Origin of the sequence: Rhodoplanes elegans, from assembly GCF_016653355.1 — a bacterium.
In the GTDB taxonomy this organism is placed as follows: domain Bacteria; phylum Pseudomonadota; class Alphaproteobacteria; order Rhizobiales; family Xanthobacteraceae; genus Rhodoplanes; species Rhodoplanes elegans.
The window spans coordinates 41,309-61,829 of the sequence record NZ_NHSK01000083.1 but is presented as its reverse complement, the minus strand read 5'-3'; the positions used below and the strand labels follow the sequence as shown (position 1 = coordinate 61,829).

General features: G+C 69.4%; 21 protein-coding genes and 1 pseudogene. 19 read left to right on the top strand and 3 right to left on the bottom strand.

Annotated elements, in window-relative coordinates:
- The 3 genes and pseudogenes from CCR97_RS11460 to CCR97_RS11450 all read left to right on the top strand — a co-directional run.
- Window positions 1-442, top strand: a pseudogene (locus tag CCR97_RS11460) (hypothetical protein); the annotation flags it as partial.
- 319 nt (window positions 443-761) lie between these two features.
- Window positions 762-1,874: a copper-containing nitrite reductase gene (gene nirK / locus CCR97_RS11455; RefSeq protein ID WP_111360518.1), complete on the top strand. Its 1,113-nt coding sequence runs from the start codon at window positions 762-764 to the stop codon at window positions 1,872-1,874.
- Between the two features lie 87 nt (window positions 1,875-1,961).
- Window positions 1,962-2,837 carry an SUMF1/EgtB/PvdO family nonheme iron enzyme gene (locus CCR97_RS11450; RefSeq protein ID WP_201159506.1) on the top strand — a complete coding sequence of 292 codons (876 nt, stop codon included), beginning with the start codon at window positions 1,962-1,964 and terminating at the stop codon, window positions 2,835-2,837.
- Here the strand turns inward: CCR97_RS11450 and CCR97_RS11445 are convergent, their stop codons facing one another.
- From CCR97_RS11445 to CCR97_RS11435, 3 genes are all read right to left on the bottom strand, one after another.
- Entirely contained in the window at window positions 2,838-3,281 is a 444-nt protein-coding gene (locus tag CCR97_RS11445; RefSeq protein WP_111360672.1) for an ArsC/Spx/MgsR family protein, read from the bottom strand.
- Between the two features lie 182 nt (window positions 3,282-3,463).
- Entirely contained in the window at window positions 3,464-4,273 is an 810-nt protein-coding gene (locus CCR97_RS11440) for an outer membrane protein (protein WP_201159505.1), read from the bottom strand.
- Window positions 4,274-4,470: 197 nt separating this feature from the next.
- Window positions 4,471-4,887, bottom strand: a complete 417-nt coding sequence (locus tag CCR97_RS11435; RefSeq protein ID WP_111358249.1) for a HutP family protein — start codon at window positions 4,885-4,887, stop codon at window positions 4,471-4,473.
- 504 nt (window positions 4,888-5,391) lie between these two features.
- Here CCR97_RS11435 and mdcB point away from each other — a divergent pair.
- The 16 genes from mdcB (at window position 5,392) to CCR97_RS11355 (ending at window position 20,508) form a co-directional block, all read left to right on the top strand.
- On the top strand, window positions 5,392-6,363 hold the full coding sequence (gene mdcB, locus CCR97_RS11430) for a triphosphoribosyl-dephospho-CoA synthase MdcB (protein WP_111358248.1): 972 nt from the start codon (window positions 5,392-5,394) through the stop codon (window positions 6,361-6,363).
- A 168-nt stretch (window positions 6,364-6,531) separates the two neighbouring features.
- A complete protein-coding gene (gene madB, locus CCR97_RS11425) occupies window positions 6,532-7,746 on the top strand; it encodes a Na+-transporting malonate decarboxylase, carboxybiotin decarboxylase subunit (RefSeq protein ID WP_111358247.1) in 1,215 nt (404 codons plus the stop codon).
- A 28-nt stretch (window positions 7,747-7,774) separates the two neighbouring features.
- The gene (locus tag CCR97_RS11420) at window positions 7,775-8,608 is read left to right on the top strand and encodes a biotin--[acetyl-CoA-carboxylase] ligase (RefSeq protein WP_111358246.1); all 834 of its coding nucleotides are present in this window, start codon (window positions 7,775-7,777) and stop codon (window positions 8,606-8,608) included.
- A gap of 23 nt (window positions 8,609-8,631) precedes the next feature.
- Window positions 8,632-10,296: a malonate decarboxylase subunit alpha gene (gene mdcA / locus CCR97_RS11415; protein WP_111358245.1), complete on the top strand. Its 1,665-nt coding sequence runs from the start codon at window positions 8,632-8,634 to the stop codon at window positions 10,294-10,296.
- 16 nt (window positions 10,297-10,312) lie between these two features.
- On the top strand, window positions 10,313-10,627 hold the full coding sequence (gene mdcC / locus CCR97_RS11410; protein WP_111358244.1) for a malonate decarboxylase acyl carrier protein: 315 nt from the start codon (window positions 10,313-10,315) through the stop codon (window positions 10,625-10,627).
- Between the two features lie 18 nt (window positions 10,628-10,645).
- On the top strand, window positions 10,646-11,602 hold the full coding sequence (locus tag CCR97_RS11405) for a biotin-independent malonate decarboxylase subunit beta (protein ID WP_111358243.1): 957 nt from the start codon (window positions 10,646-10,648) through the stop codon (window positions 11,600-11,602).
- A 34-nt stretch (window positions 11,603-11,636) separates the two neighbouring features.
- Window positions 11,637-12,518, top strand: coding sequence for a biotin-independent malonate decarboxylase subunit gamma (gene mdcE / locus CCR97_RS11400; RefSeq protein WP_111358242.1), 882 nt, complete (start codon window positions 11,637-11,639; stop codon window positions 12,516-12,518).
- A gap of 25 nt (window positions 12,519-12,543) precedes the next feature.
- Window positions 12,544-13,641, top strand: a complete 1,098-nt coding sequence (locus CCR97_RS11395; protein ID WP_201159504.1) for an acyl carrier protein — start codon at window positions 12,544-12,546, stop codon at window positions 13,639-13,641.
- Window positions 13,642-13,648: 7 nt separating this feature from the next.
- Complete coding sequence (mdcG, locus tag CCR97_RS11390) at window positions 13,649-14,395, top strand: malonate decarboxylase holo-[acyl-carrier-protein] synthase (protein WP_111357611.1); 747 nt, start codon at window positions 13,649-13,651, stop codon at window positions 14,393-14,395.
- Between the two features lie 3 nt (window positions 14,396-14,398).
- Complete coding sequence (locus tag CCR97_RS11385; protein ID WP_111357610.1) at window positions 14,399-14,608, top strand: biotin/lipoyl-containing protein; 210 nt, start codon at window positions 14,399-14,401, stop codon at window positions 14,606-14,608.
- Window positions 14,609-14,671: 63 nt separating this feature from the next.
- Window positions 14,672-15,085, top strand: a complete 414-nt coding sequence (gene madL / locus CCR97_RS11380; protein WP_111357609.1) for a malonate transporter subunit MadL — start codon at window positions 14,672-14,674, stop codon at window positions 15,083-15,085.
- Window positions 15,086-15,095: 10 nt separating this feature from the next.
- The gene (madM, locus tag CCR97_RS11375) at window positions 15,096-15,869 is read left to right on the top strand and encodes a malonate transporter subunit MadM (RefSeq protein WP_111357608.1); all 774 of its coding nucleotides are present in this window, start codon (window positions 15,096-15,098) and stop codon (window positions 15,867-15,869) included.
- Between the two features lie 139 nt (window positions 15,870-16,008).
- Window positions 16,009-17,109 carry a biotin synthase BioB gene (gene bioB, locus CCR97_RS11370; RefSeq protein ID WP_111357607.1) on the top strand — a complete coding sequence of 367 codons (1,101 nt, stop codon included), beginning with the start codon at window positions 16,009-16,011 and terminating at the stop codon, window positions 17,107-17,109.
- Window positions 17,110-17,140: 31 nt separating this feature from the next.
- Window positions 17,141-18,139, top strand: a complete 999-nt coding sequence (locus CCR97_RS11365) for a Bug family tripartite tricarboxylate transporter substrate binding protein (RefSeq protein WP_201159503.1) — start codon at window positions 17,141-17,143, stop codon at window positions 18,137-18,139.
- Window positions 18,140-18,181: 42 nt separating this feature from the next.
- Window positions 18,182-19,165, top strand: coding sequence for an AEC family transporter (locus CCR97_RS11360; protein ID WP_111357606.1), 984 nt, complete (start codon window positions 18,182-18,184; stop codon window positions 19,163-19,165).
- A gap of 14 nt (window positions 19,166-19,179) precedes the next feature.
- The gene (locus CCR97_RS11355; protein WP_111357605.1) at window positions 19,180-20,508 is read left to right on the top strand and encodes an adenosylmethionine--8-amino-7-oxononanoate transaminase; all 1,329 of its coding nucleotides are present in this window, start codon (window positions 19,180-19,182) and stop codon (window positions 20,506-20,508) included.
- The last annotated feature ends 13 nt before the right edge of the window (window positions 20,509-20,521 follow it).

The following is a 20,521-nucleotide window of genomic DNA, read 5'->3' as shown; positions in this document are numbered from 1 at the left end:
GGCAGGGGCCGTCGGCACCGGGGCGGCGCTCGGCGGCGCCGCGCCGGACTGCGGCACCGGCGGATGCCTGCCGAGCAGCCTGCGGCTCACCATCGGTCCCGCGACATCGTCCGATGCGCCCCCGCCCGACGGCCCGGTCGACACGGTTCAAAAGCTGTTCGCGGCGCTGCGCGCCTGCTGGGCGCCGCCGCCGGACGACGCTCGCAAGCCCGGCATGGAGATGACGGTGCGGTTCGGCCTCTCCCGCGACGGCAGCCTGATGGGACCCCCCTCCGTCACCTACGCGAGCAAGGGCGCGTCCAGGGAGACACGCGACGCCTACCGTCGTGCCATCACGAAGAGCCTCGGCGGCTGCGAGCGGCTGCGGTTCTCGGACTCCTTCGGCCGCGGCCTCGCCGGCCGCCCGCTGTTCGTCCGCTACATCGACGGACGCGCCGACTGAGGAGGTCTCTTGTCCCGGGCGCGGCGCGAAGCGTCGCGAACCGGGACCCAGGGCGATCAGGACAGGCGTTTGCCCCGTGGCCCCTGGGCCCCGGCTCTGCGGCGCATGAGGCCTGCGGCCTGACGCGCCTTGTCCGGGGCACGAGGGTCGACGCCGTCCGTTGATTCTGCTCCGCCCTTCCTGTTTGCGGTTCGGCAAACAGCGCCGCGGTCGCCGCCGTGCTGTCCCCGCTGATTGCCGTTTCACAACGAAGCTGGGCCGTCGCGCTCCTAGCGTCCGTTCATCGGTTTCGAAGGAACGACGCACAAAGGAGGGTCCGATGACCCGCAGGTCCGTACTGATGGGCGCCGCCGTGGCCGCCCTGCTGGCTGCCGCTCCGGCGCTCGCCGCGAGCCCCGATCTCCCGCGCAAGACCGTCGATCTCGTCGCCCCGCCCTTCGTTCATCCGCACGAGCAGGCCACCAAGGACGGCCCGGCGATCGTCCAGTTCCGGATGGTCATCGAGGAGAAGGAGGTGGTGATCGACGAGGCGGGGACCAAGTTCCGCGCCATGACGTTCAACGGCACCATGCCGGGGCCGATGATGGTGGTGCACGAGGGCGACCAGGTCGAGCTCACGCTGGTCAATCCCGACACCAACACGATGCCGCACAACATCGACTTCCATTCGGCGACCGGTGCGCTCGGCGGCGGCGCGCTCACCCACGTCAACCCCGGCGAGCAGGTGGTGCTGCGCTGGAAGGCGACCCGCACCGGCGTGTTCGTCTATCACTGCGCCCCCGAGGGCATGATCCCCTGGCACGTCGTCTCCGGCATGAGCGGCACCGTGATGGTGCTGCCGCGCGACGGCCTGAAGGACCGCGCCGGCAAGCCGCTGCGCTACGACCGCATCTACTATGTCGGCGAGAACGACCTCTACGTCCCGCGCGACGAGACCGGCAAGTTCAAGAGCTACGAGTCGCTCGCCGAGTCCTACAGCGACACGAGCGAGGTGATGCGCAAGCTGATCCCCTCGCACGTCGTGTTCAACGGCCGGGTCGGTGCCCTCACGGGCAAGAACGCCATGACCGCGAAGGTCGGCGAGACCGTGATGATCGTCCACTCGCAGGCCAATCGCGACACCCGCCCGCATCTGATCGGCGGCCACGGCGACCATGTGTGGGAGACCGGCAAGTTCAGCAACCCTCCGCAGACGGATCTCGAGACCTGGTTCATCCGCGGCGGCTCGGCAGGCGCGGCCCTCTACACGTTTCTGCAGCCCGGCGTCTACGCCTACGTGAACCACAATCTGATCGAGGCGGTCGAGCTCGGTGCCACGGCGCATTTCAAGGTCGAAGGCACCTGGAACGACGATCTGATGACGCAGGTGTCGCCGCCCGGCCCGATCACGCCCGGCAAGGTGGGCTCCGCCGCCCGGACGGTGACGAAGTGAGGCGGTGACGTCGCGCCGGTCCGCGCCTCCCCGCGGACCGGCGCAGTCGCCTCGCCGGTCCGCAGGACCGGGGTCGGAGGATCGGCCATGCTGCTCGCGTCGGGACTGAAGCTCACCGCGGTCGCGGCCGCCCTCGCCGGGCCCGTGGTGGCCGGTGGCGTCGCGGTTCTTGCCCCCGCGGCGCCGCCGGTGCTGCCACACGAGATCGTCGTGCTGGCGCCCGGCCCCTTCTCCTACCGCACCGCCGGCGACATCACGGTCGCCGGCCGCCCTGTCGTCGCGCCGCTGCAGGCGCGGCGACAGGAGCGGCCGCTCGCGATCATGGCGCGGCAGGTCACGGCGGCCGAGTACGGCGCCTGCGTCGCCGCCGGCGGCTGCCCGCGCATTCCGCAGGCCGGCACGGCGGCCGGCCGACCGATGGTCGGCGTCAGCTTCCGGGACGCGCTCGCCTATGCGGCGTGGATCAGCCGCGCGACCGGCGTCGTTCACCGGCTGCCGACCGACGCGGAGTGGGTGTTCGCCGCCGCCGAGCGGGCCCGCGACGAGGTGCTGCCCGTGGTCGACACCGCCGATCCGGCGAAGGCCTGGCTCGCCCGCTACGAGACCGAGGCGGCGCGCGAGACGGGCCCGACGGCGCCGCAGCCGCTCGGTCGCTTCGGGACCAACGCGAAGGGGCTCACCGACATCGCCGGCAACGTGTGGGAGTGGACCGCGAGCTGCTTCGTGCGGGCCGCGCTCGACCCTGCGGGCGAGACGCGGCCGACCACCGTCAATTGCGGGGTGCGGGTCGTCCAGGGCCAGCACCGCACCTACATGACCGACTTCATCCGCGATCCGCGCACCGGCGGCTGCGCGGCCGGCGTGCCGCCCGCAAATCTCGGCTTCCGTCTGGTGGTGGAGACCGGCCCGGCCGATCTGCTCGCCGGCCTCGGAACCGTGATGCGGACGCTGGTGGGGGGCTGATCAGGACGGGCCGGCCGCGTCGGCGGCCCGGCAGGCGACCGCGTGCTGCGGATCGTCCTTCGGGCACTGGTCCGTGATGGTCTGGCGGCTCTCCGCGAGGCCGATCCAGGCGTCGACGAGGGCCTGATCGAAGCCCGCCTCGCGGCGCTCGCCGACCTGCATCAGCGGCCGGCGGATCAGCAGCGGATCGGCGAGCATCAGGGCGATCGCCGTCTCGGCGGTCTGCAGGGCCGGCACCACGGTGCCGGATTTCACCCGCGGCGAGGACGCGTTGAACCACGCCGTCACGGGGCGTTCGCCGAAGAAGGGACGCAGGCGCTCCGCCGTCCAGGCTTCGCTCAGCAGATCACGAACGTCGACGTCGTGGCCGGAGGCGCGCAGCAGCGCCTTCTGGCGCGCATTGCCGCCGCAGCCGGGCTTCTCCCAGAAGATCACCGTCGCCATTGTCGCAAACCCTCCATCCGGGCGCTGCCCGTAACAGGAGAAGCAAGCGACGGGCCGCGCGCGGCCGCGCCGGAACCCGAACGGCAAAGGGCCCCGAGGAGACCTCGGAGCCCTTGCCGATTCACCCGACGCGGCCTCTGCTGGGACTTCGGCCCGGAGGGTCGGAGTCTCTTTCGGCCGGATCAGTAGCGCGCCATCACCGGGGCGCTGGCCCCGCCGAAGCGGTAGTTGAGGCCGACCTTGGCGGTGTGGATGCCGTCGAACTCGTGCGAGAAGCAGGTGCTCGTGGCGAGGACCACGCCGCTGCCGCAGAGCGTCTGGGTCTCGTTCAGGCCGATGTACATGTACTCGGCCTTGATGCTCCAGTTCATGTCGAAGGCCCACTCGACGCCGCCGCCGACCGTCCAGGTCGCCACGGTGTCGGAGGTCGAGCCGGCGAACGAGCCGTTGGCGACGACGCCCGGGCCGGCCAGCACGGTGCCGGCGATGCCGCTCTCGACGTCGACGAAGGCCACGCCGCCCTTGGCGTAGACGAGCGCCTGGCCGAACGAGTAGCCGAGACGGCCGGTGATCATGCCGTACCAGTCGCCGATCTTCGTGTTCGACACGATCGGCAGGGCCGCGGTGCGGGTCGGATCGAAGGCCGAGCCCGACAGGCTCAGATAGCCGACTTCGCCCTCGAGGCCGAGCACGAACGGCGAGCCGACCGGCTGCCAGTTGCAGCCCAGCGTGCCGCCGCCGATGAAGCTCGAGTCGTTGCTGTAGCCGTAGCCGTACGACCCGAACGCGTTCGACGTGCTGTAGGTGCTGACGGTCGTGTCACCCGACCACGCGCCACCGACATAGCCGCCGATGTAGCAGCCGGTCCACGAGAACACCGGCGCCATCACGGGCGGCGGGGCCTTCATGGGCATGCGGGCCGAGAGGTCCGCGGCGCCGGCGACGCCAATCGACATGACGGTCGCGACCGTCGCCATCAGGATCTTCTTCATTGGTCCATCCCCTCGTCTTTGATGGATGCAATCTGACTCGAACCCGAGAAGAATTGGTGTCAATTCTGCCACACCGGGGCGCAACCCAAGGCGTAGTTAATAGAGCGTTAACAGAGGGTTGGCGGAGGATGTTGGAGGCCGTCGCGAAGTGGCGTCGCGGCGCCCGCCCGGTTCTGGAAGCGGCGACGCGGCGCCGGTCACAGATGCATGGCGCCGAAGCCGATGCGCTCGTGATTGGTGAGCTGATGCATGGCCGAGTCGCCGTAGGCGGCGATCACCAGCCACTTGCCGTCCGACACGATGGCCACCTTGATCTTCAGGCTTGAGCTGTCGACGACGGCGTGGGTGAGCCCGTGCCACGCCTCGAGCCCGGCATGAATGATGGCGTGGATCGGGCCGGCCCGCTCCGGCACCGTGTCGGCCTTGAGGGCGGCGCCGATCAGCGACCGGACGAACACCCGCTCGATGTCGCCCTTGCGGCCGCTCACATAGGTGACGGTCAGTCGGACGTGCGGGTCGCCCTTGAGCGAGTCCTTGATTCTGATTTCCTCGTCGTCGCTCGACATGGCTGTGATCAGGGCCAGCTTGCCGATGCGGTCGGTGGCGATGTCCATGGAGATCACCTGCGGGATCGGGGGAGGGGGGACGCCGTTCCCGTGACGGCGCAGCGCGATTGATACCTCTCCGGTGCGCGCCTAAGAAGTCGCATTCCTGCTGATCATTTCCGCCGTGCGTTTTTCGCCGGGCTCGTCGAAACTCGTTTGAAAATCAGTGCGGCGGCCTACGGCCCATCCGGGATTCTGCTTGCCCGGCCGCCGATTGACAGCCCGGGCCGGCGGGAACAGATTGCCGCCGTCCTGTGATGCGTGGCCGCAGTCACAGAGCACGCGAGACGTCAGAGATCGGCCACGACAGTCCCTGCGGATCCTCCGAGCGGCGAGTCCCACGACCCCTGGTCCGGCGACGCGACGTCCGAGGCGATCCGATCCCCGCCGAGCGATCACGCGAACCTAGCGACGGTGTTTCTCCAGCCGTGACGTGCCTTCCGGCACGCACGCTGTGCTCCCCGTGCGTCCGACGACGACGTCGTCCGGACCCGCGAGCACAGGAGTGTCGTCGTGGGTTGCTCTCCCGTCCGTCCGGACACGCCCGTCTGTCCCGCACTGCTCGACGCCGTCGCCTGGCGGATCGGCTCGGCGGCGCTCGCCGGGCTGCTCCTCGAGGTCTGCTCCCACCCGAAACCCGGACTGGTGACGCCGCGCTCCATGGGCGCGCACGCCGACATGGACGTGCGCACCTTCATGCTCTCCTCCGCCGCGATCGCGCCATGCCTGTTCCAGTGCGCGGCGCTCGGCCGCTCGCATCGCGGCGCGCTCGTCGATCTGCTGCCGGCCGTCCGCGCTGTCGGACGTGATCACGACGCCGCGCTGCTCGGCGCGACAAACGGCGTCAACACCCAGCGCGGCGCGCTGTTCTGCGCCGGCCTGCTCGCCGCCGCGGCGGGCTGCGTCAGCCGGACCACCGACATGCTGCGTGCCGAGGATGTGCTGCGCACGGTCGGCGCCATAACCGAAGGCTTGTGCGCGCGCGAGCTGCACGGCCGCACCGCCACGCCGCACACGGCCGGCGAGATTCTGTTCCAGCGTCACGGCACGCTCGGCATCCGGGGCGAGGTCGAGGCCGGCTTCCCGACCGTCCTCGACTGCGGCCTGCCGGCGCTGCGCACCGCGCTCGCCGTCGGACACGGCCTCGATCGCGCCCTCGTCCATGCGCTGATCGCGTTGATCGCCGTCGCCGACGACACTACCGTGATGTGGCGCGGCGGCCCGGAGGCGCTCGACTTCATCCGTGCCGAGGCCCGTCGCGTGATGGATCTCGGCGGCGCCCTGACGCCCGCCGGCGTCGCCGCGATCGAGCGGCTCGACGCGGCCTGCGTCGCCCGGCGCATCAGCCCCGGCGGCGCGGCGGATCTGCTCTCCGTGACGGTCGGCGCGCATCTGATCGAGCACGGCACGTTTCCCGAAACCGCGACGCGGAGGTTCTGCCTCGGCGGCGACCACCAGACTCATTCCATCGGAGACCGACCATGAACGTCATCGTCTACACGATCGCCGCCTACGCGATCACGGCCGTGATCGCCTACGCGGTGATGGGCGTGATCGTCCTGCTGAACAAGCTGATGAGCGGCAGCGGCGCCGAGTGAGACAAGGCGGCCCGCGACGCGCGGCCGCCCGACCGAGATACGAGGACCTAAATCCATGCTGCAACAGCTTCTCTCCATCTTCCCCGGCATCGCGACCATGTTCGCGCAGGAGCCGGTCGTCGCCGTCATGCGCGTCGTCCTGATCGTCATCGGGTTCGGGCTCGCCTATCTGGGCTTCAAGCGCACGCTCGAGCCGCTCATCATGGTGCCGATGGGCCTCGCGATGATGTGCGTCAACGCCGGCGTGATGTTCCTCGAGGGCCAGAAGATCGGCACCCTCATGCTGGCCCCGCTGGTCGCCGAGCCGGCCGCGCTGGTCGACGCGATGCAGATCTACTTCCTGCAGCCCGTCTACAACTTCGCCTTCTCGAACTCGCTGGTCGCCTGCATGCTGTTCTTCGGCATCGGCGCCATGTCGGACATCACCTTCATTCTCGCCCGTCCGTGGGCCTCGATCACAATCGCGATCTTCGCCGAGCTCGGCACCTTCGTGACCCTCGTGATCGGCTACTACTGCGGGCTGACGCCCGGCCAGGCCGCGGCGGTCGGCTCGATCGGCGGCGCCGACGGCCCGATGGTGCTGTTCGCCTCGCTGGTGATGGCCAAGGATCTCTTCGTTCCGATCTCGATCATCGCCTATCTGTATCTGTCCCTGACCTATGCGGGCTATCCTTACCTGATCAAGCTGCTGGTGCCGGCGAAGTACCGCGGCAACGAAGTGGAGATGGAGTTCCCCGAGGTCTCGCAGAAGTCGAAGTTCATCTTCACGATCGTCGCCGCTGCGCTGCTCTGCCTGCTCCTCCCGGTCGCCGCGCCGCTGACGCTCTCCTTCTTCCTCGGCGTCGCCATCAAGGAGGCCGAGATCGAGCCGTACCAGGAGCTCCTGGAGAAGACCATCACCTACATGTCGACCCTGCTGCTCGGCCTGGTGCTCGGCGTGCTGTGCGAGGCCTCGACGCTGCTCGACGTCCGCGTCCTGCTGCTGCTCGTCCTCGGCATGACGGCCCTCCTGTTCTCCGGCATCGGTGGTCTGCTCGGCGGCTGGCTGATCTGGGCGCTGTCGCGCGGCAACTTCAACCCGGTCGTCGGCATCGCCGGCGTGTCCTGCGTGCCCACCACGGCGAAGATCGCCCAGAAGATCGTCGGCGAGGCGAATCCCTACGCCATGATCCTGCCGGTCGCGATGGGCGCCAACATCTGCGGCCTGATCGTCTCGGCGATCGCGGTCGGCGTGTTCGCCTCGACGATCGGCCTGGTCGCCGGTCACTGAGGCCACGAGGCAGAAGAGGATCCGCGCCGTGCACGCCCCGGTTCACGATAGGCTCGTCGCGCCGTTCTGCTCGGCCGATCGCCCGGACCGCAGGATCGGTCGTACCGTCCTGCGCATCCCGGTCGCCGACTCGACGAATGCGATGCTGATCGAGCTGGGGCGTGCCGGCGCGGTGGACGGAACCGTTCTGGTCGCCGACGAGCAGGTCGCCGGACGCGGCAAGGGCGAGCGCAGCTGGTTCTCGAGTCGCGACGAGAGCCTCTGCGTCTCGCTCCTGCTGCGGCGGGCGCCCGGCCGCGATCTGTCCAAGGCGACCCTGCTGGCGGCCGTCGCGCTGCACGAGGCCGTGACGCGGCTCGGCGTGCCGGCCGCGATCAAGTGGCCGAACGACATCCTGATCGGCGACCGCAAGGTCTGCGGCATCCTCGCCGAGGCCGCGGCCACGGCGGATGGCGACGTCGACTTCGTCGTCGTCGGCTTCGGCCTCAACGTCGCGATCGTAGCCGAGACGTTTCCGCCCGAGCTGCGCGGGATCGCGACCTCGCTCGCGGCGGCGACCGGACGGACGTTCGACTGCGCGGCCGTCCTCGACGCCTGCCTCGACTCGTTCTCGACCTGGGTCGCGGTCCTCGAGGATCGCGGCTTCGCGCCGATCGCCGATGCTTGGCGGCGCGGCACCAGCACGCTGGGCCGCCGCGTCGTCGTCTCTGATTCGGCCGTGCCGCTCGCCGGCACGGCGGTCGCGCTCGCCGACGACGGCGCCCTCGTGCTGCGCGACGCCGCCGGTCACGAGCACCTCGTCCATTCCGGAGACATCAGCCACGCCCGGCCGCCGATCGCGGTAGCCACGGCGAGCCGATGACCACGTCCTCAAGGGGGTTCTACATGAAAGTCGAACGTCAATGGAACACGCTGGCGCGTGACACGGCGCAGCGGATGGAAGCCGCCGCCCGTTTCATCGGAGCCGGCAAGCAGGTGAAGCCCGAGGACATCGTCCCGCTGCTCGAGGCCGTGATCCGGCCCGGCGACAAGGTCAATGTCGAGGGCAACAACCAGAAGCAGGCCGACTTCCTGGCCGAGGCGCTGTGCAAGGTCGATCCGGCGAAGATCCACGACCTGCACATGGTGCAGTCGTCGGTGCCGCTCGCCGCCCATCTCGACGTGTTCGAGAAGGGCATTGCCAAGAAGCTCGACTTCGCCTTCGGCGGCCCGCAGTCCGGCCGCGTCGCCAAGTTCATCCGCGAGGGCAAGCTCGAGCTCGGCGCGATCCACACCTATCTCGAGCTGTTCGGCCGCTACTGCCTCGATCTGACGCCGCGCGTCTCGCTGATCTGCGCCTACGAGGCCGACCGCGAGGGCAACCTCTACACGGGCTTCAACACCGAGGACACGCCCGTCATCGTCGAGGCGACCAAGTTCCGCAAGGGCATCGTCATCGCCCAGGTGAACAAGATCGTCGACAAGCTGCCGCGCGTCGACATCCCGGCCGACTGGATCGACGCGGTCGTGCAGTCGCCGAAGCCGTTCTTCATCGAGCCGCTGTTCACCCGTGACCCGGGCCTGCTGACCGAGCGTCACGTCCTGCTCGCCATGATGTGCCTGAAGGGCATCTACGGCGAGTACGGCGTGAAGCGCATCAATCACGGCATCGGATTCCTCACCTCGGCGATCGAGCTCCTGCTGCCGACCTACGGCGAGGAGCTGGGGCTGAAGGGCAAGGCGTGCACCGAGCTGGTGCTCAACCCGCACCCGACCATGATCCCGGCGATCGAATCGGGATGGATCGACACGATCTACTGCTTCGGCGGCGAGCTCGGCATGGAAGAGTACGTCCGCGCCCGCTCGGACGTGTTCTTCACCGGCCCGGACGGCTCGCTGCGCTCCAACCGCGCCCTCGCCCAGACGGCCGGCCACTATGCGCTCGACATGTTCATCGGCTCGACCCTGCAGATCGACCGCTTCGGCAACTCCTCGACCGCGACCGCCAACCGCGTCGCCGGCTTCGGCGGTGCGCCGAACATGGGCTGCGATGCCAAGGGCCGCCGCCACTCGACCGACTCGTGGATCAAGTGCGGCCGCGAGGTGCCCAACATGCACGAGCTGATCGGCGACATGCCGCGCGGCAAGCGGCTCGTCGTGCAGGGCATGGAGACGTTCGGCGAGGCGCGCGCGCCGGCCTTCGTCGACAAGCTCGACGCCTGGAAGCTCGCCGAGAACGCCAAGCTCGATCTGCCGCCTGTGATGATCTACGGCGACGACGTGACACACATCGTCACCGAGGAAGGCATCGCCTACCTCAACCGCTGCGGCAATCTCGACACCCGCATGGCGGCGATTCGCGCGGTCGCCGGCTACACCGAGATCGGCCTCGAGGCGAAGCCCGAAGAGACGCGCCGCCTGCGCGACCAGGGCATCGTCAAGACGGCCGAGGATCTCGGCATCGATCCCGACACCGCCACCCGCGACCGGCTCGCCGCCCGCAACATGCGCGAGCTCGTCGACTGGTCGGGCGGCCTCTACAACCCGCCGGCCCGTTTCCGGAACTGGTGAGCCACGGAGAATCACGATGGCCCTCAACACTCTCGAATTCGATTGCAAGGCCGAGGCCGCCACGGTGCGGCTCGCGGCGCCCGTGCACTACGGCGTGGTCGGCTCGGGCGACCTCGAGGTGATCCTCGAGCCGTGCGATCTCAAAGGCGGCGTCAAGGTGAAGGTGACGACGCCGGTCGGCGGCTTCGACGCCGTCTGGCGCAAGGTCGTCCAGGCCTTCGTCAATCGTGCCAAGCTCGCCGACGTCGCCATCGACATCAACGACAACAACGCCTCGCCCGCCGTCGTCTCCATGCGGCTGCAGCAGGCGCTCGCCGAGACCGCGGCGTGACGCCGGAGGAGAACTGACATGCCGAACTGGAGCAAACTGCAGGCCCGGAGCTTCCTCGAGTCGAGCGCGCGCGACCGCGCCATCGGCCTCGTCGACGAGGGCACCTTCACCGAGCTCGCCGGTCCGTTCGATCGGATGTCGAGCCCGCATCTGGTCGCGCTGGGCGAGGCCGTCGAGTTCGACGACGGCGTCGTCACCGGCGTCGGCCGGATCGGCAAGCGGCCGGTCTTCGTGATCTCGCAGGAAGGCCGCTTCATCGGCGGCGCGGTCGGCGAGGTCGGCGGCGCCAAGATGGTGACGACGATCGATCTTGCGATCGCTTTTGCCGACGAGCTGAAGGCGAAGACTCCGTCGATCGCGCCCGAGCTGCTGCCGATGGTGGTGATCTCGTTCGAGACCGGCGGCGTGCGGCTGCACGAGTCGAACGCCGGCCTGCTGGCGCACGCCGAGGTGATGGACGCCTTCCAGCGCGCCCGCGGCAAGGTGCCGGTGGTCGCGCTGATCGGCTCGCGCATCGGCTGCTTCGGCGGCATGGGCTTCGTCGCCGCCGCCACCGACGTGATCCTGATGAGCGAGTTCGGCCGCCTCGGCCTCACCGGCCCCGAGGTGATCGAGGAGGAGATGGGCAAGGACGAGTTCGACGCGTCCAACCGCGCGCTCGTCTATCGCACCACCGGTGGCCGTCACAAGTACATCATGGGCGACTGCAACTTCCTGGTCGACGACCGCATCGCCGCGTTCCGGGCCCAGCTCGCCGAGCTCGGCAAGCTGCCGGTCGCCGATTTCGAGCAGTTCCGCCGCATCGGCTCGGCCGCGTTGGTCGAGAAGCAGATGCGTCTGGTCGCGCTCGCCGCCGAGATGCAGCCGAAGGACGCCTACGACGTGTGGCGCCGCGCCGGCAACAACGATCCGGCCGGGCTCGGCGACGCGCCCGTCGACGACTTCCGCAAGCAGGCGCAGCGGCTCTCGGTCTGAGCCCGCGCCGCGCAGCAGCAATCAGGAGATCACCATGGACACCCTGATCGGGCAAGGCCTGGTCGCCCTCGAGATAATCGTCGATCCCGGCTCCTTCGAGCGGGACGTCGTCGGCGCCAAGCAGTTCACCGACGAGAGCTACGGCCCCGGCGCCGTGGTCGGCACGGCCAAGCTCGCCGGCGAGACCGTCACGGTCATCGCCTCCGACGCCGACGCCTTCAACGAGAAGTTCCCGGTCGTCTATGCCGGCATCATCGGCATGGAGGAGGGGTACAAGATGGCATCCGCCGTCTACGCCTCCATCGCGGCCGACGCCGACAAGCCGGCGGACAAGAAGCGGCCGCTGGTGCTGGTCGTCGACACGCCCGGGAACGGCCCCGGCAAGGTCGAAGAGATCTTCGGCATGAACAAGTCGACGGGCGCCTATCAGCTGGCGCTCGCCGAGGCCCGCCTCGCCGGCCATCCGATCGTCGCCGCCGTCATCGGCCGCGCCATCTCGGGCGCCTTCCTGTGCCACGGCCTGCAGGCCGACCGCATCGTCGCGCTCGACGCCAAGTTCGGCACCATGATCCACGTGATGCCGCTCACCAGCGTCTCGCGCATCATCAAGAAGGACATCGAGATTCTCGAGGATCTCTCCAAGAGCAACCCGGTGTTCGCGGCCGGCCCGCAGTTCTTCTTCAAGCTCGGTGGCGTCGAGGCGCTGGTTCCGGAGATTCCGGACCTCCGCGGCGTGGTCGTCAAGCAGGTTGCCGAGCTGCGCGCCGCCAAGGCGAAGGGCGAGGCGACCGGTCCGCAGGGCCGCGCCGCGCTCGGCACCGCCCGCGGCGGCCGCGTCACCCGTCCGCAGGTCGTCGCCAAGATGGCGGCGGAGTTCGCGGCCGTCGCCGATAAGTATCGGCCGCAGACCGCCTGATCCGTAGGTCCCGGAGGACCCCGTGATGTCCGATCCCTTCGACGATCTGGAAGAGATGGCGAACGCCTTCGCGACGGTGCCGTCGCTCGGCGAGATGCCGCGCCGGACGCTCGCCGACAAGGGCATCGCGGGGCCGACGGCGGCCCATGTGATCGAGGAGGTCCACACTCCTCTCAACCTTGCCTACCTGACCTTCACGACCGGATCGTCGGCGTTCCAGAACATCGTCGGCGTGACGTTCAGCGAGATCGAGGAGCGGTGCGCCGTCGCGCGCCGCGTCCTCGAGACGGTCGGCGCGACGGCGGGGCAGCGGATGCTGGTCACCTATCCGCCGCTCGTGAACGTGTTCTCGCGGGAGGGGCTGCAGCGCGCCGGGATCGACTGGTTCTTCCTGGAGCGTTCCAGCCGCGAGGCGTTCATCGTCGCGCTCTGCCGGCAACAGCCGGCCCTGGTGCTCGGGGAGTCGTCGTTCGTCCGCGCCAGCCTGGAAGAGGCCTCCAGGCTCGGCCTCGCGGACCGGCTTCCCGAGCACCTCGTCATCATGGTCGCGGGCACGCCCCTCAACCTCGATCTGCTGCCGGTCGCCGAGCGGCGCGGCTACAAGGTCCACGATCTCTACGGCTGTCAGGAGTACGGCTGGCTGACGCTCGACGGCGTGCCGCTGCGCGACGACATCGGCCTCGTCGCCTCGCCGGCCGGCGAGGGGTTCCGCGAGCTGATCGTCGGCGGCCTGCCGACGGCGGACAGCTTTCCCTATGCGGAGAGCGGCCACGTCTGCAATCCGAAGGGCCGCATCATCACGTATCGCCGGCGCCGCACGCATCCCGAATACGAGGTGCTGGTGCGCGCGACGCCGCACGCCGCCGAGACGGTGGAGCGCACCGCCCGCACCATCCTGCGGATCAAGGGCCGGGTCGTGAAGGTGCCGCCCGGTCTCGTCACCGGTGCCGCCGCGACCGCGCTCGAGCTGGTGCCGAGCCTGCCCGCGGCGGACGGCACGTCCGCCGCACCCATCCGCATCGTCGGGCCGGTCGCGACAAAACTGTTCGACGACTTGGTGCAGGCCCAGATCGATCTCCAGGCGACCGCCAAGACCGATCCGGTCTGGCGCAAGACGCGGTGACGGGGCCATGACCTTTCCCCGCCACACCCTGGTCTTTCTCGCGGCCGAGGCGCGCGAGGATCTCGCCGAGGCGGTCGCGGCCGGCGTGCTGTCGCAGTTCCGCCGCGCCCCGCTGCCGACCTGGGCGGCCGCCGCCTTCGCCGACAACGACATTCCCGGCATCGCCTGCCGGGCCGAGGGCGACGTGCCGGCCGGCCACGTCCAGCTCGGCGTCGCCTTCCCGTTCCGTCACGACGGATCGCGCGTTCGCGCCCGGATCACGGCGCCACTCGCCGCCGTCGCGACGACGTGGACGCCCTACGAGGTACTGGCGGCACCGCGGCCCCGCACCTTGCCGGTCGGTCCGGCGCTCGACGCGCTTCTCGACGCCGCTGGTTATCACGGCATCGCGCTCGGCGTGTTCGGCTCGACCGCGCTCCAGCTCGCCACCCGCCTCGCCTATCTCGAGACGGGCTCCGATCTCGACCTCGTCGTCCGGGCGCCCGACGACGCGGCGCTCGCCGGCTTCGCGGCGGCCGCGGCCGCGATCGCACAGCGGCATGCGCTGCGGCTCGACGCCGAGGTCGATCTCGCCAACGGCTACGGCGTCAAGCTCGCCGAGCTGCTTTCGGGAACGCGCACCGTGCTGGGCCGCGGCCTGGCCGATGTGCGTCTCCTCGACCGTGACGAAGCGCTGCGGGCGCTCGGCTCCGGACCGTGTCCGGCGACGTCCCGCGCTCCGAACCCCGCACTCGAACTTCAACCAGGAGTCTGACACATGGATCTGAAAGCCAAGATGCCGTCGAAGGTGGATGCCGTGAAGGTCGCCGTGGGCGACACGGTCGCCAAGGGCACCGAGGTCGCCGTGCTCGAGGCGATGAAGATGAAGACGCCGCTGGTGTCGCCGGTCGACGGCACCGTCAAGTCGATCGGCGTCGCGGTCGGCGACCGGCTGAAGCCCGGCGCGCTGATCATGGTGATCGAATAACAAGCGATCGGCCCGGAGCCGTGCTCCGGGCCACGATCCTCGAAACGGCCACTGGGGGTAACAATGGTCATCTACGGGGTAATGATTCTCGGCATCTGCATGTTCGTGGGCACGGCGATCGGCCTCGTCCTCGGCAAGCTGCTCGGGATCGACGGTGACATCGGCGGCGTCGGCTTCGCGATGCTGATCCTGGTGTTCCTGACCAACTGGCTGAAGCAGAAGGGCATGATGCCCAAGGCGTCGGAGCAGGGCATCCTGTTCTGGAACGCCATGTACATTCCGGTCGTGATCGCGATGGCGGCGACCCAGAATGTCGTCGCCGCGCTCAACGGCGGCGTGGTAGCGCTGCTCGCCGGCATCGTGTCGGTGGTCGTTCTCTTCCCGTTCATCCGCATCCTGTCGGCCTGGGCCGGGGCTGCGACCTCGACGTTCGGCGACGAAGACGTTCCGGCCGGCGCGCAGGCGAAGAAGGCCTGAGGAAGCGACAATGGACCAGATCAACGTCTTCCTGATGGAGCTGACGAAGCCGCGTGGGCTCATCTTCGCCTTCGTGTTCGTCGGCGCGCTCACCTGGCTGTGCTACGCCTTCTCCGACAAGATCACCCGCGGGCGGGTGCACGGCTCCGCCGTCGCCATCGTCATCGGCCTGATCCTCGCCTTCGTGGGCGGCATGCTGACCAACGGCAAGCGCGGCATCGCCGACGTTCCGCTGTTCGCCGGCTTCGCCTTGATGGGCGGCGCCATGCTGCGCGATTTCTGCATCATCTCGACCGCCTACGGCGTGCGGCTGGAGGAGCTGAAGAAGGCCGGCCTCGCCGGCGTGCTGTCGCTCGTCATCGGCACCTTCGTGGCCTTCGTGGTCGGCGTCGCCATCGCTTATGCGTTCGGCTACCGCGGTACCGTCGACCTCACCACCATCGGGGCCGGCGCCGTCACCTTCATCGTCGGCCCGGTCACCGGCACGGCGATCGGGGCGAGCTCCGACATCATCGCCCTGTCGATCGCGGCCGGTGTGGTGAAGTCGATCGCCGTGATGATCCTGACGCCCCTGCTCGCCAAGCCGTTCGGCCTGACGAATCCGGCGGCCGCCATGGTCTACGGCGGGCTGATGGGCACCACCAGCGGCACCGCCGCCGGCCTGGCCGCCACTGACGCCCGCCTCGTGCCCTACGGCGCCCTGACGGCCACCTTCTATACGGGTTTCGGCTGTCTGGTCTGCCCGTCGGTCTGCTATATCATCATGCGGATGATCTTCGGGTGATCCGCCCAAGCAGCTGTGCCGACGCCCGCCGGCACGTTCGGATAGCGTAGCGGATCGAAAATCCGTAAAAACCCGTCGGCGGCCGGGGGATCGACCCCCGTATCCCGGCCGTCGACACGACAAACTCAGGTCTCGACCCATGGACGATCGTACTGTCATCATCCCCACCGATCTCGCCACGAGCGTCGCGCCCGGCGCCGGCGGCATCGTTCGCAACGACTGGACGCGGGCCGAGATTCGCGCACTCTTCGACCTGCCGTTCCCCAGCCTGATGTTCGAGGCGCAGCGGGTCCACCGGCAGAATTTCGACCCGCACGAGATCCAGGTCTCGTCGCTGCTGTCGATCAAGACCGGCGGTTGCCCGGAGGACTGCGGCTACTGTCCGCAGAGCGCCCGCCACAAGGACAAGCTCCCGGCCGAGAAGCTGATGGAGGTCGAGAAGGTGCTGACCGAGGCGCGCCGCGCCAAGGCGGCCGGCTCGACGCGGTTCTGCATGGGCGCCGCCTGGCGCAGCCCCAAGGACCGCGATCTCGACGTGGTCTGTGCCATGGTCGAGGGCGTCAAGGAGCTCGGCATGGAGACCTGCATGACGCTCGGCATGCTGTCTCCCGAGCAGGCGCTCCGGCTCAAGGAGTCGGGCCTCGACTACTACAACCACAACATCGACACCTCGCCGGAATTCTACGGCAACATCATCACCACCCGCACGTTCCAGGATCGCCTCGACACGCTCGCAGCGGTGCGCGAGGCCGGCATCAACGTCTGCTCCGGCGGTATCGTCGGCATGGGCGAGGCGCGCGAGGACCGGGTCGGCATGATCCACTCGCTCGCCACCATGCCGGAGCACCCGCAGTCGGTGCCGATCAACATGCTGGTGAAGGTGAAGGGCACGCCGCTGGAGGACGAGAAGGACTTCGACGCCTTCGAGTTCGTCCGCACCATCGCGGTCGCCCGCATCGTGATGCCAAAGTCGTTCGTGCGCCTCTCGGCCGGCCGCGAGAAGATGAGCGAGGAGATCCAAGCGCTTTGCTTCCTCGCTGGCGCCAACTCGATCTTCTACGGCCCGAAGCTCCTGACCACGCCGAACCCCGGCCCCGATCACGACCTCGCGCTGCTGAGCAAGCTCGGCATGAGCCCGATGGGCGGCCTGTCGGCGGATGCCGAGGCGTCCGAGGTGGAGGCCGGGGCCTGCGGGTGCGGAGACGAGCCGATGCTGACCGGGCGGGCCTGCCACGGCTGAGGCGAGCGGACCGGCTGCGGGAGAGCACGAGATGGACGCGAGAACGCTGCTGACGCGGCGCACCGTGATGGCCGGCGGCCTGGCCGCCGCCGCCGCCGGTATCGTCGCCGCGACGGTGCGGGCGAGCGGTCCGACCGTATGGCCGGACCGGCCGGTCCACGTGATCGTGCCCTATCCGGCGGGCGGCTCGGTCGATCTCCTGACCCGCATCGTCGCGGAGCGGCTGGAGGCGCGGTTCGGCCAGACCTTCGTGATCGAGAACCGGCCGGGTGCCGCCGGCAATATCGGCGTCGCCGCCATGGTGGCGAGCCGGCCGGACGGCTACACGATCGCCGCCGCGACGGTCGGCCACTTCGCCATCAACCCGTTCATCGACGGCCCGGCGGCCGCCGATCCGGACCGCGATTTCGCACCGGTCTCGCTGATCTACGAGCTGCCCAATGCGCTGGTCATCCCGGCGCGCGTGCCGGCGACGACGGTCGCCGAGTTCGTGTCCTGGGCGAAGCAGAAGGGAAAGCTCGCCTTCGGTAGCTCCGGGGTGGGCACCTCGACGCATCTGTTCCCCACCCTGTTCGCGGCCCGCACCGGGATCGACGCCACGCATGTGCCGTTCCGCGGTGCCGCCCAGACGATTCCCGCCATGCTGTCCGGCGACGTCGCCTTCGCCATCGACAATCTCACGTCCTACATGGCGTATATCGAGAGCGGACAGATCCGCCCGCTCGCCCTCACCGGCACGCAGCGCTGGCCGGCCTTGCCCGCCGTTCCCACCATGGCCGAGGCCGGCATGCCGGACTTCGACATGACCTCGTGGGCGGCTTTCGCGGTTCCGGCCGGCACGCCGCGCGTGGTCGTCGACCGCCTCGCCGACGCGATGCGCGACATCGCGGCCGACGAGACGGTGCGGCGGCGCTTCGCCGTCGTCGGCGCCCGCGCGCTCTCGTCGACGCCCGAGCAGGTAGCCTCCCGGGCCGCCCGCGAGCGGCCGATCTGGAAGGAGACGGTCCGGATCGCCGGGCTGGCGGGCTGAACCACCCGCTTGCACCCGGCCACCCCCGGCCGACCATCGATCATGGACATCTTCGAATCCCTGAGCGGCGTGTTCAGCTGCATGCTGATGATCGCGCTCGGCACCTGGCTCACGCATCGCGGCTGGTTCGACGAGGCGACAGGACGGCTGTTCTCGCGGCTCGCGATGACCATCGCGATCCCCTGTTACATGATCGTGAGCATGACGAAGTCCTACACGCGACAGGACCTCGTGCAGGCCGGCACGGCCGCGGCGGTGCCGCTCGTCGTGATGCTGACCGTCTGGGCGATCGGCGTTGCCGTGTCGTTCCTGGCGCGCGTGCCGGCGCAGCGCCGCGGCGCCTTCCAGGCGATGTTCTTCGTCTCCAACAGCGGCTTCATCGGCTTCCCGGTGAACGTCGCGCTGTTCGGCGAGGCGGCGCTGCCCTACGCCGTGATCTACTATCTCGTGCAGACGCTGCTGTTCTGGACGATCGGCGTCTACGGGCTGAGCCTCGACGGGCCGCGCTTCGCCGCGCAGCGTGAGGGATCGACGGTCGTGGTGCCGCGTCCCGCCTTCGGCCTCTCGACGCTGCGCAATGTCGTGACGCCGCCGCTGATCGGCTCGGTGCTCGCAGTCGTGCTGATCCTCGGCGGCATCAAGCTGCCGACCTTCCTGTCCAGTACGCTCGGCTACCTCGGCGGCATGACGACGCCGCTCGCCATGCTGTTCCTCGGCATCGCCATCTACGTGTCGAATCTCAGGTCGGTGCGGATGAGTCGCGACATGTGGATCCTGGTCGCGGCGCGGTTCCTCATCGCGCCGGCCGTCGTGCTCCTGGTCACGTCGCTGATCGAGGTGCCGGACCTGATGCGCAAGGTCTACGTCATCGAGGCCGCCATGCCGGTGATGACGCAGGTGTCGATCGCGGCGCGCGCCTACAACGCCGACGCCGGCTACATCGCGGTGATGACCGGGCTCACCACGGTGATGGGCCTGTTCACGATTCCCGCCTATTTCCTGCTCCTGCAGTTCGGCGTCCTGTGACGCGGAGGACGACCATGTCACGACGAACCGCCACGCTCCGCCGGCCGCACTGGACCGGTCTCGCCGCCGTGACCGAGCGCGAGCAGAGCGCGCCGGATTGGCACGCGGACGGCCTCGCCCATGTCTGGCTGCCTTACGCGCAGATGAAGACCGCACCGGCGCCGCTGCCGGTCGCGGCGACCCGCGGCAGCCGCATCGTGCTGGCCGACGGACGCGAGCTGGTCGACGGCGTCGCCTCGTGGTGGACGGCCTGTCACGGCTACAATCATCCGCACATCACCTCGGCCGTGGCGCGCCAGCTCGCCACCATGCCGCACGTGATGCTGGGCGGCCTGCTGCACGAGCCGGCCGCGCTGCTCGCGACCCGACTCGCCGCGCTGCTGCCCGGCGACCTCGACCGCGTCTTCTTCACCGACTCCGGCTCGGTCGCCGTCGAGGTCGCGATGAAGATGGCGGTGCAGTACTGGATCAACACCGGCGTGTGCGGCCGTAAGCGGTTCGTCGCGTTCCGGGGCGGCTATCACGGCGACACCACCGGCACCATGGCGGTGTGCGATCCCAACGAGGGCATGCACCGGCTGTTCCACGGGCTGCTGCCCGAGCAGATCATCGCCGACCTGCCGCGCGACGAGGAGACGGTGGCGGCGCTCGACCGCCTCCTCGCCGAGCGCGCCGACGAGATCGCCGGCATCCTCGTCGAGCCGCTGGTGCAGGGCGCCGGCGGCATGCTGTTTCACGACGCCGCGGTGCTGCAGCGCCTGCGGGCGCTCGCCGACAAGCACGGCACGCTCCTGATCTTCGACGAGGTGTTCACGGGCTTCGGCCGCACCGGGACGATGTTCGCCTGCGAGCAGGCCGGTGTGGTGCCCGACATCCTCACGCTGTCGAAGGCACTCACCGGCGGTACGATGCCGCTCGCCGCGACGGTCGCGTCCAAGCGCGTGTTCGAGGCGTTCTGGTCGGATGATCCGATGCACGCGCTGATGCACGGGCCGACCTTCATGGGCAACCCCCTCGCCTGCGCGGCCGCGAACGCCTCGCTCGATCTGTTCGCGCGCGAGCCGCGGCTCGCCCAGGTGGCGGCGATCGAGGCGCAGCTGACCGAGCAGCTCGCGCCGTGCCGTGATCTGCCCGGCGTCGTCGACGTGCGGGTGCGCGGCGCCATCGGAGCGGTCGAGCTCGACGCGATCGACATTCCGGCCCTCAAGGCGCACTTCGTCGAGGCCGGCGTCTATGTGCGGCCGTTCGGCAGGATCGTCTATCTCACGCCGGCCTTCACGATCGGCGAGGCCGATCTGGCGCGTCTCACCGGCGCGATCTTTCGGGTGCTGAGCTCGCGCTGACGCCTGTCGGCGG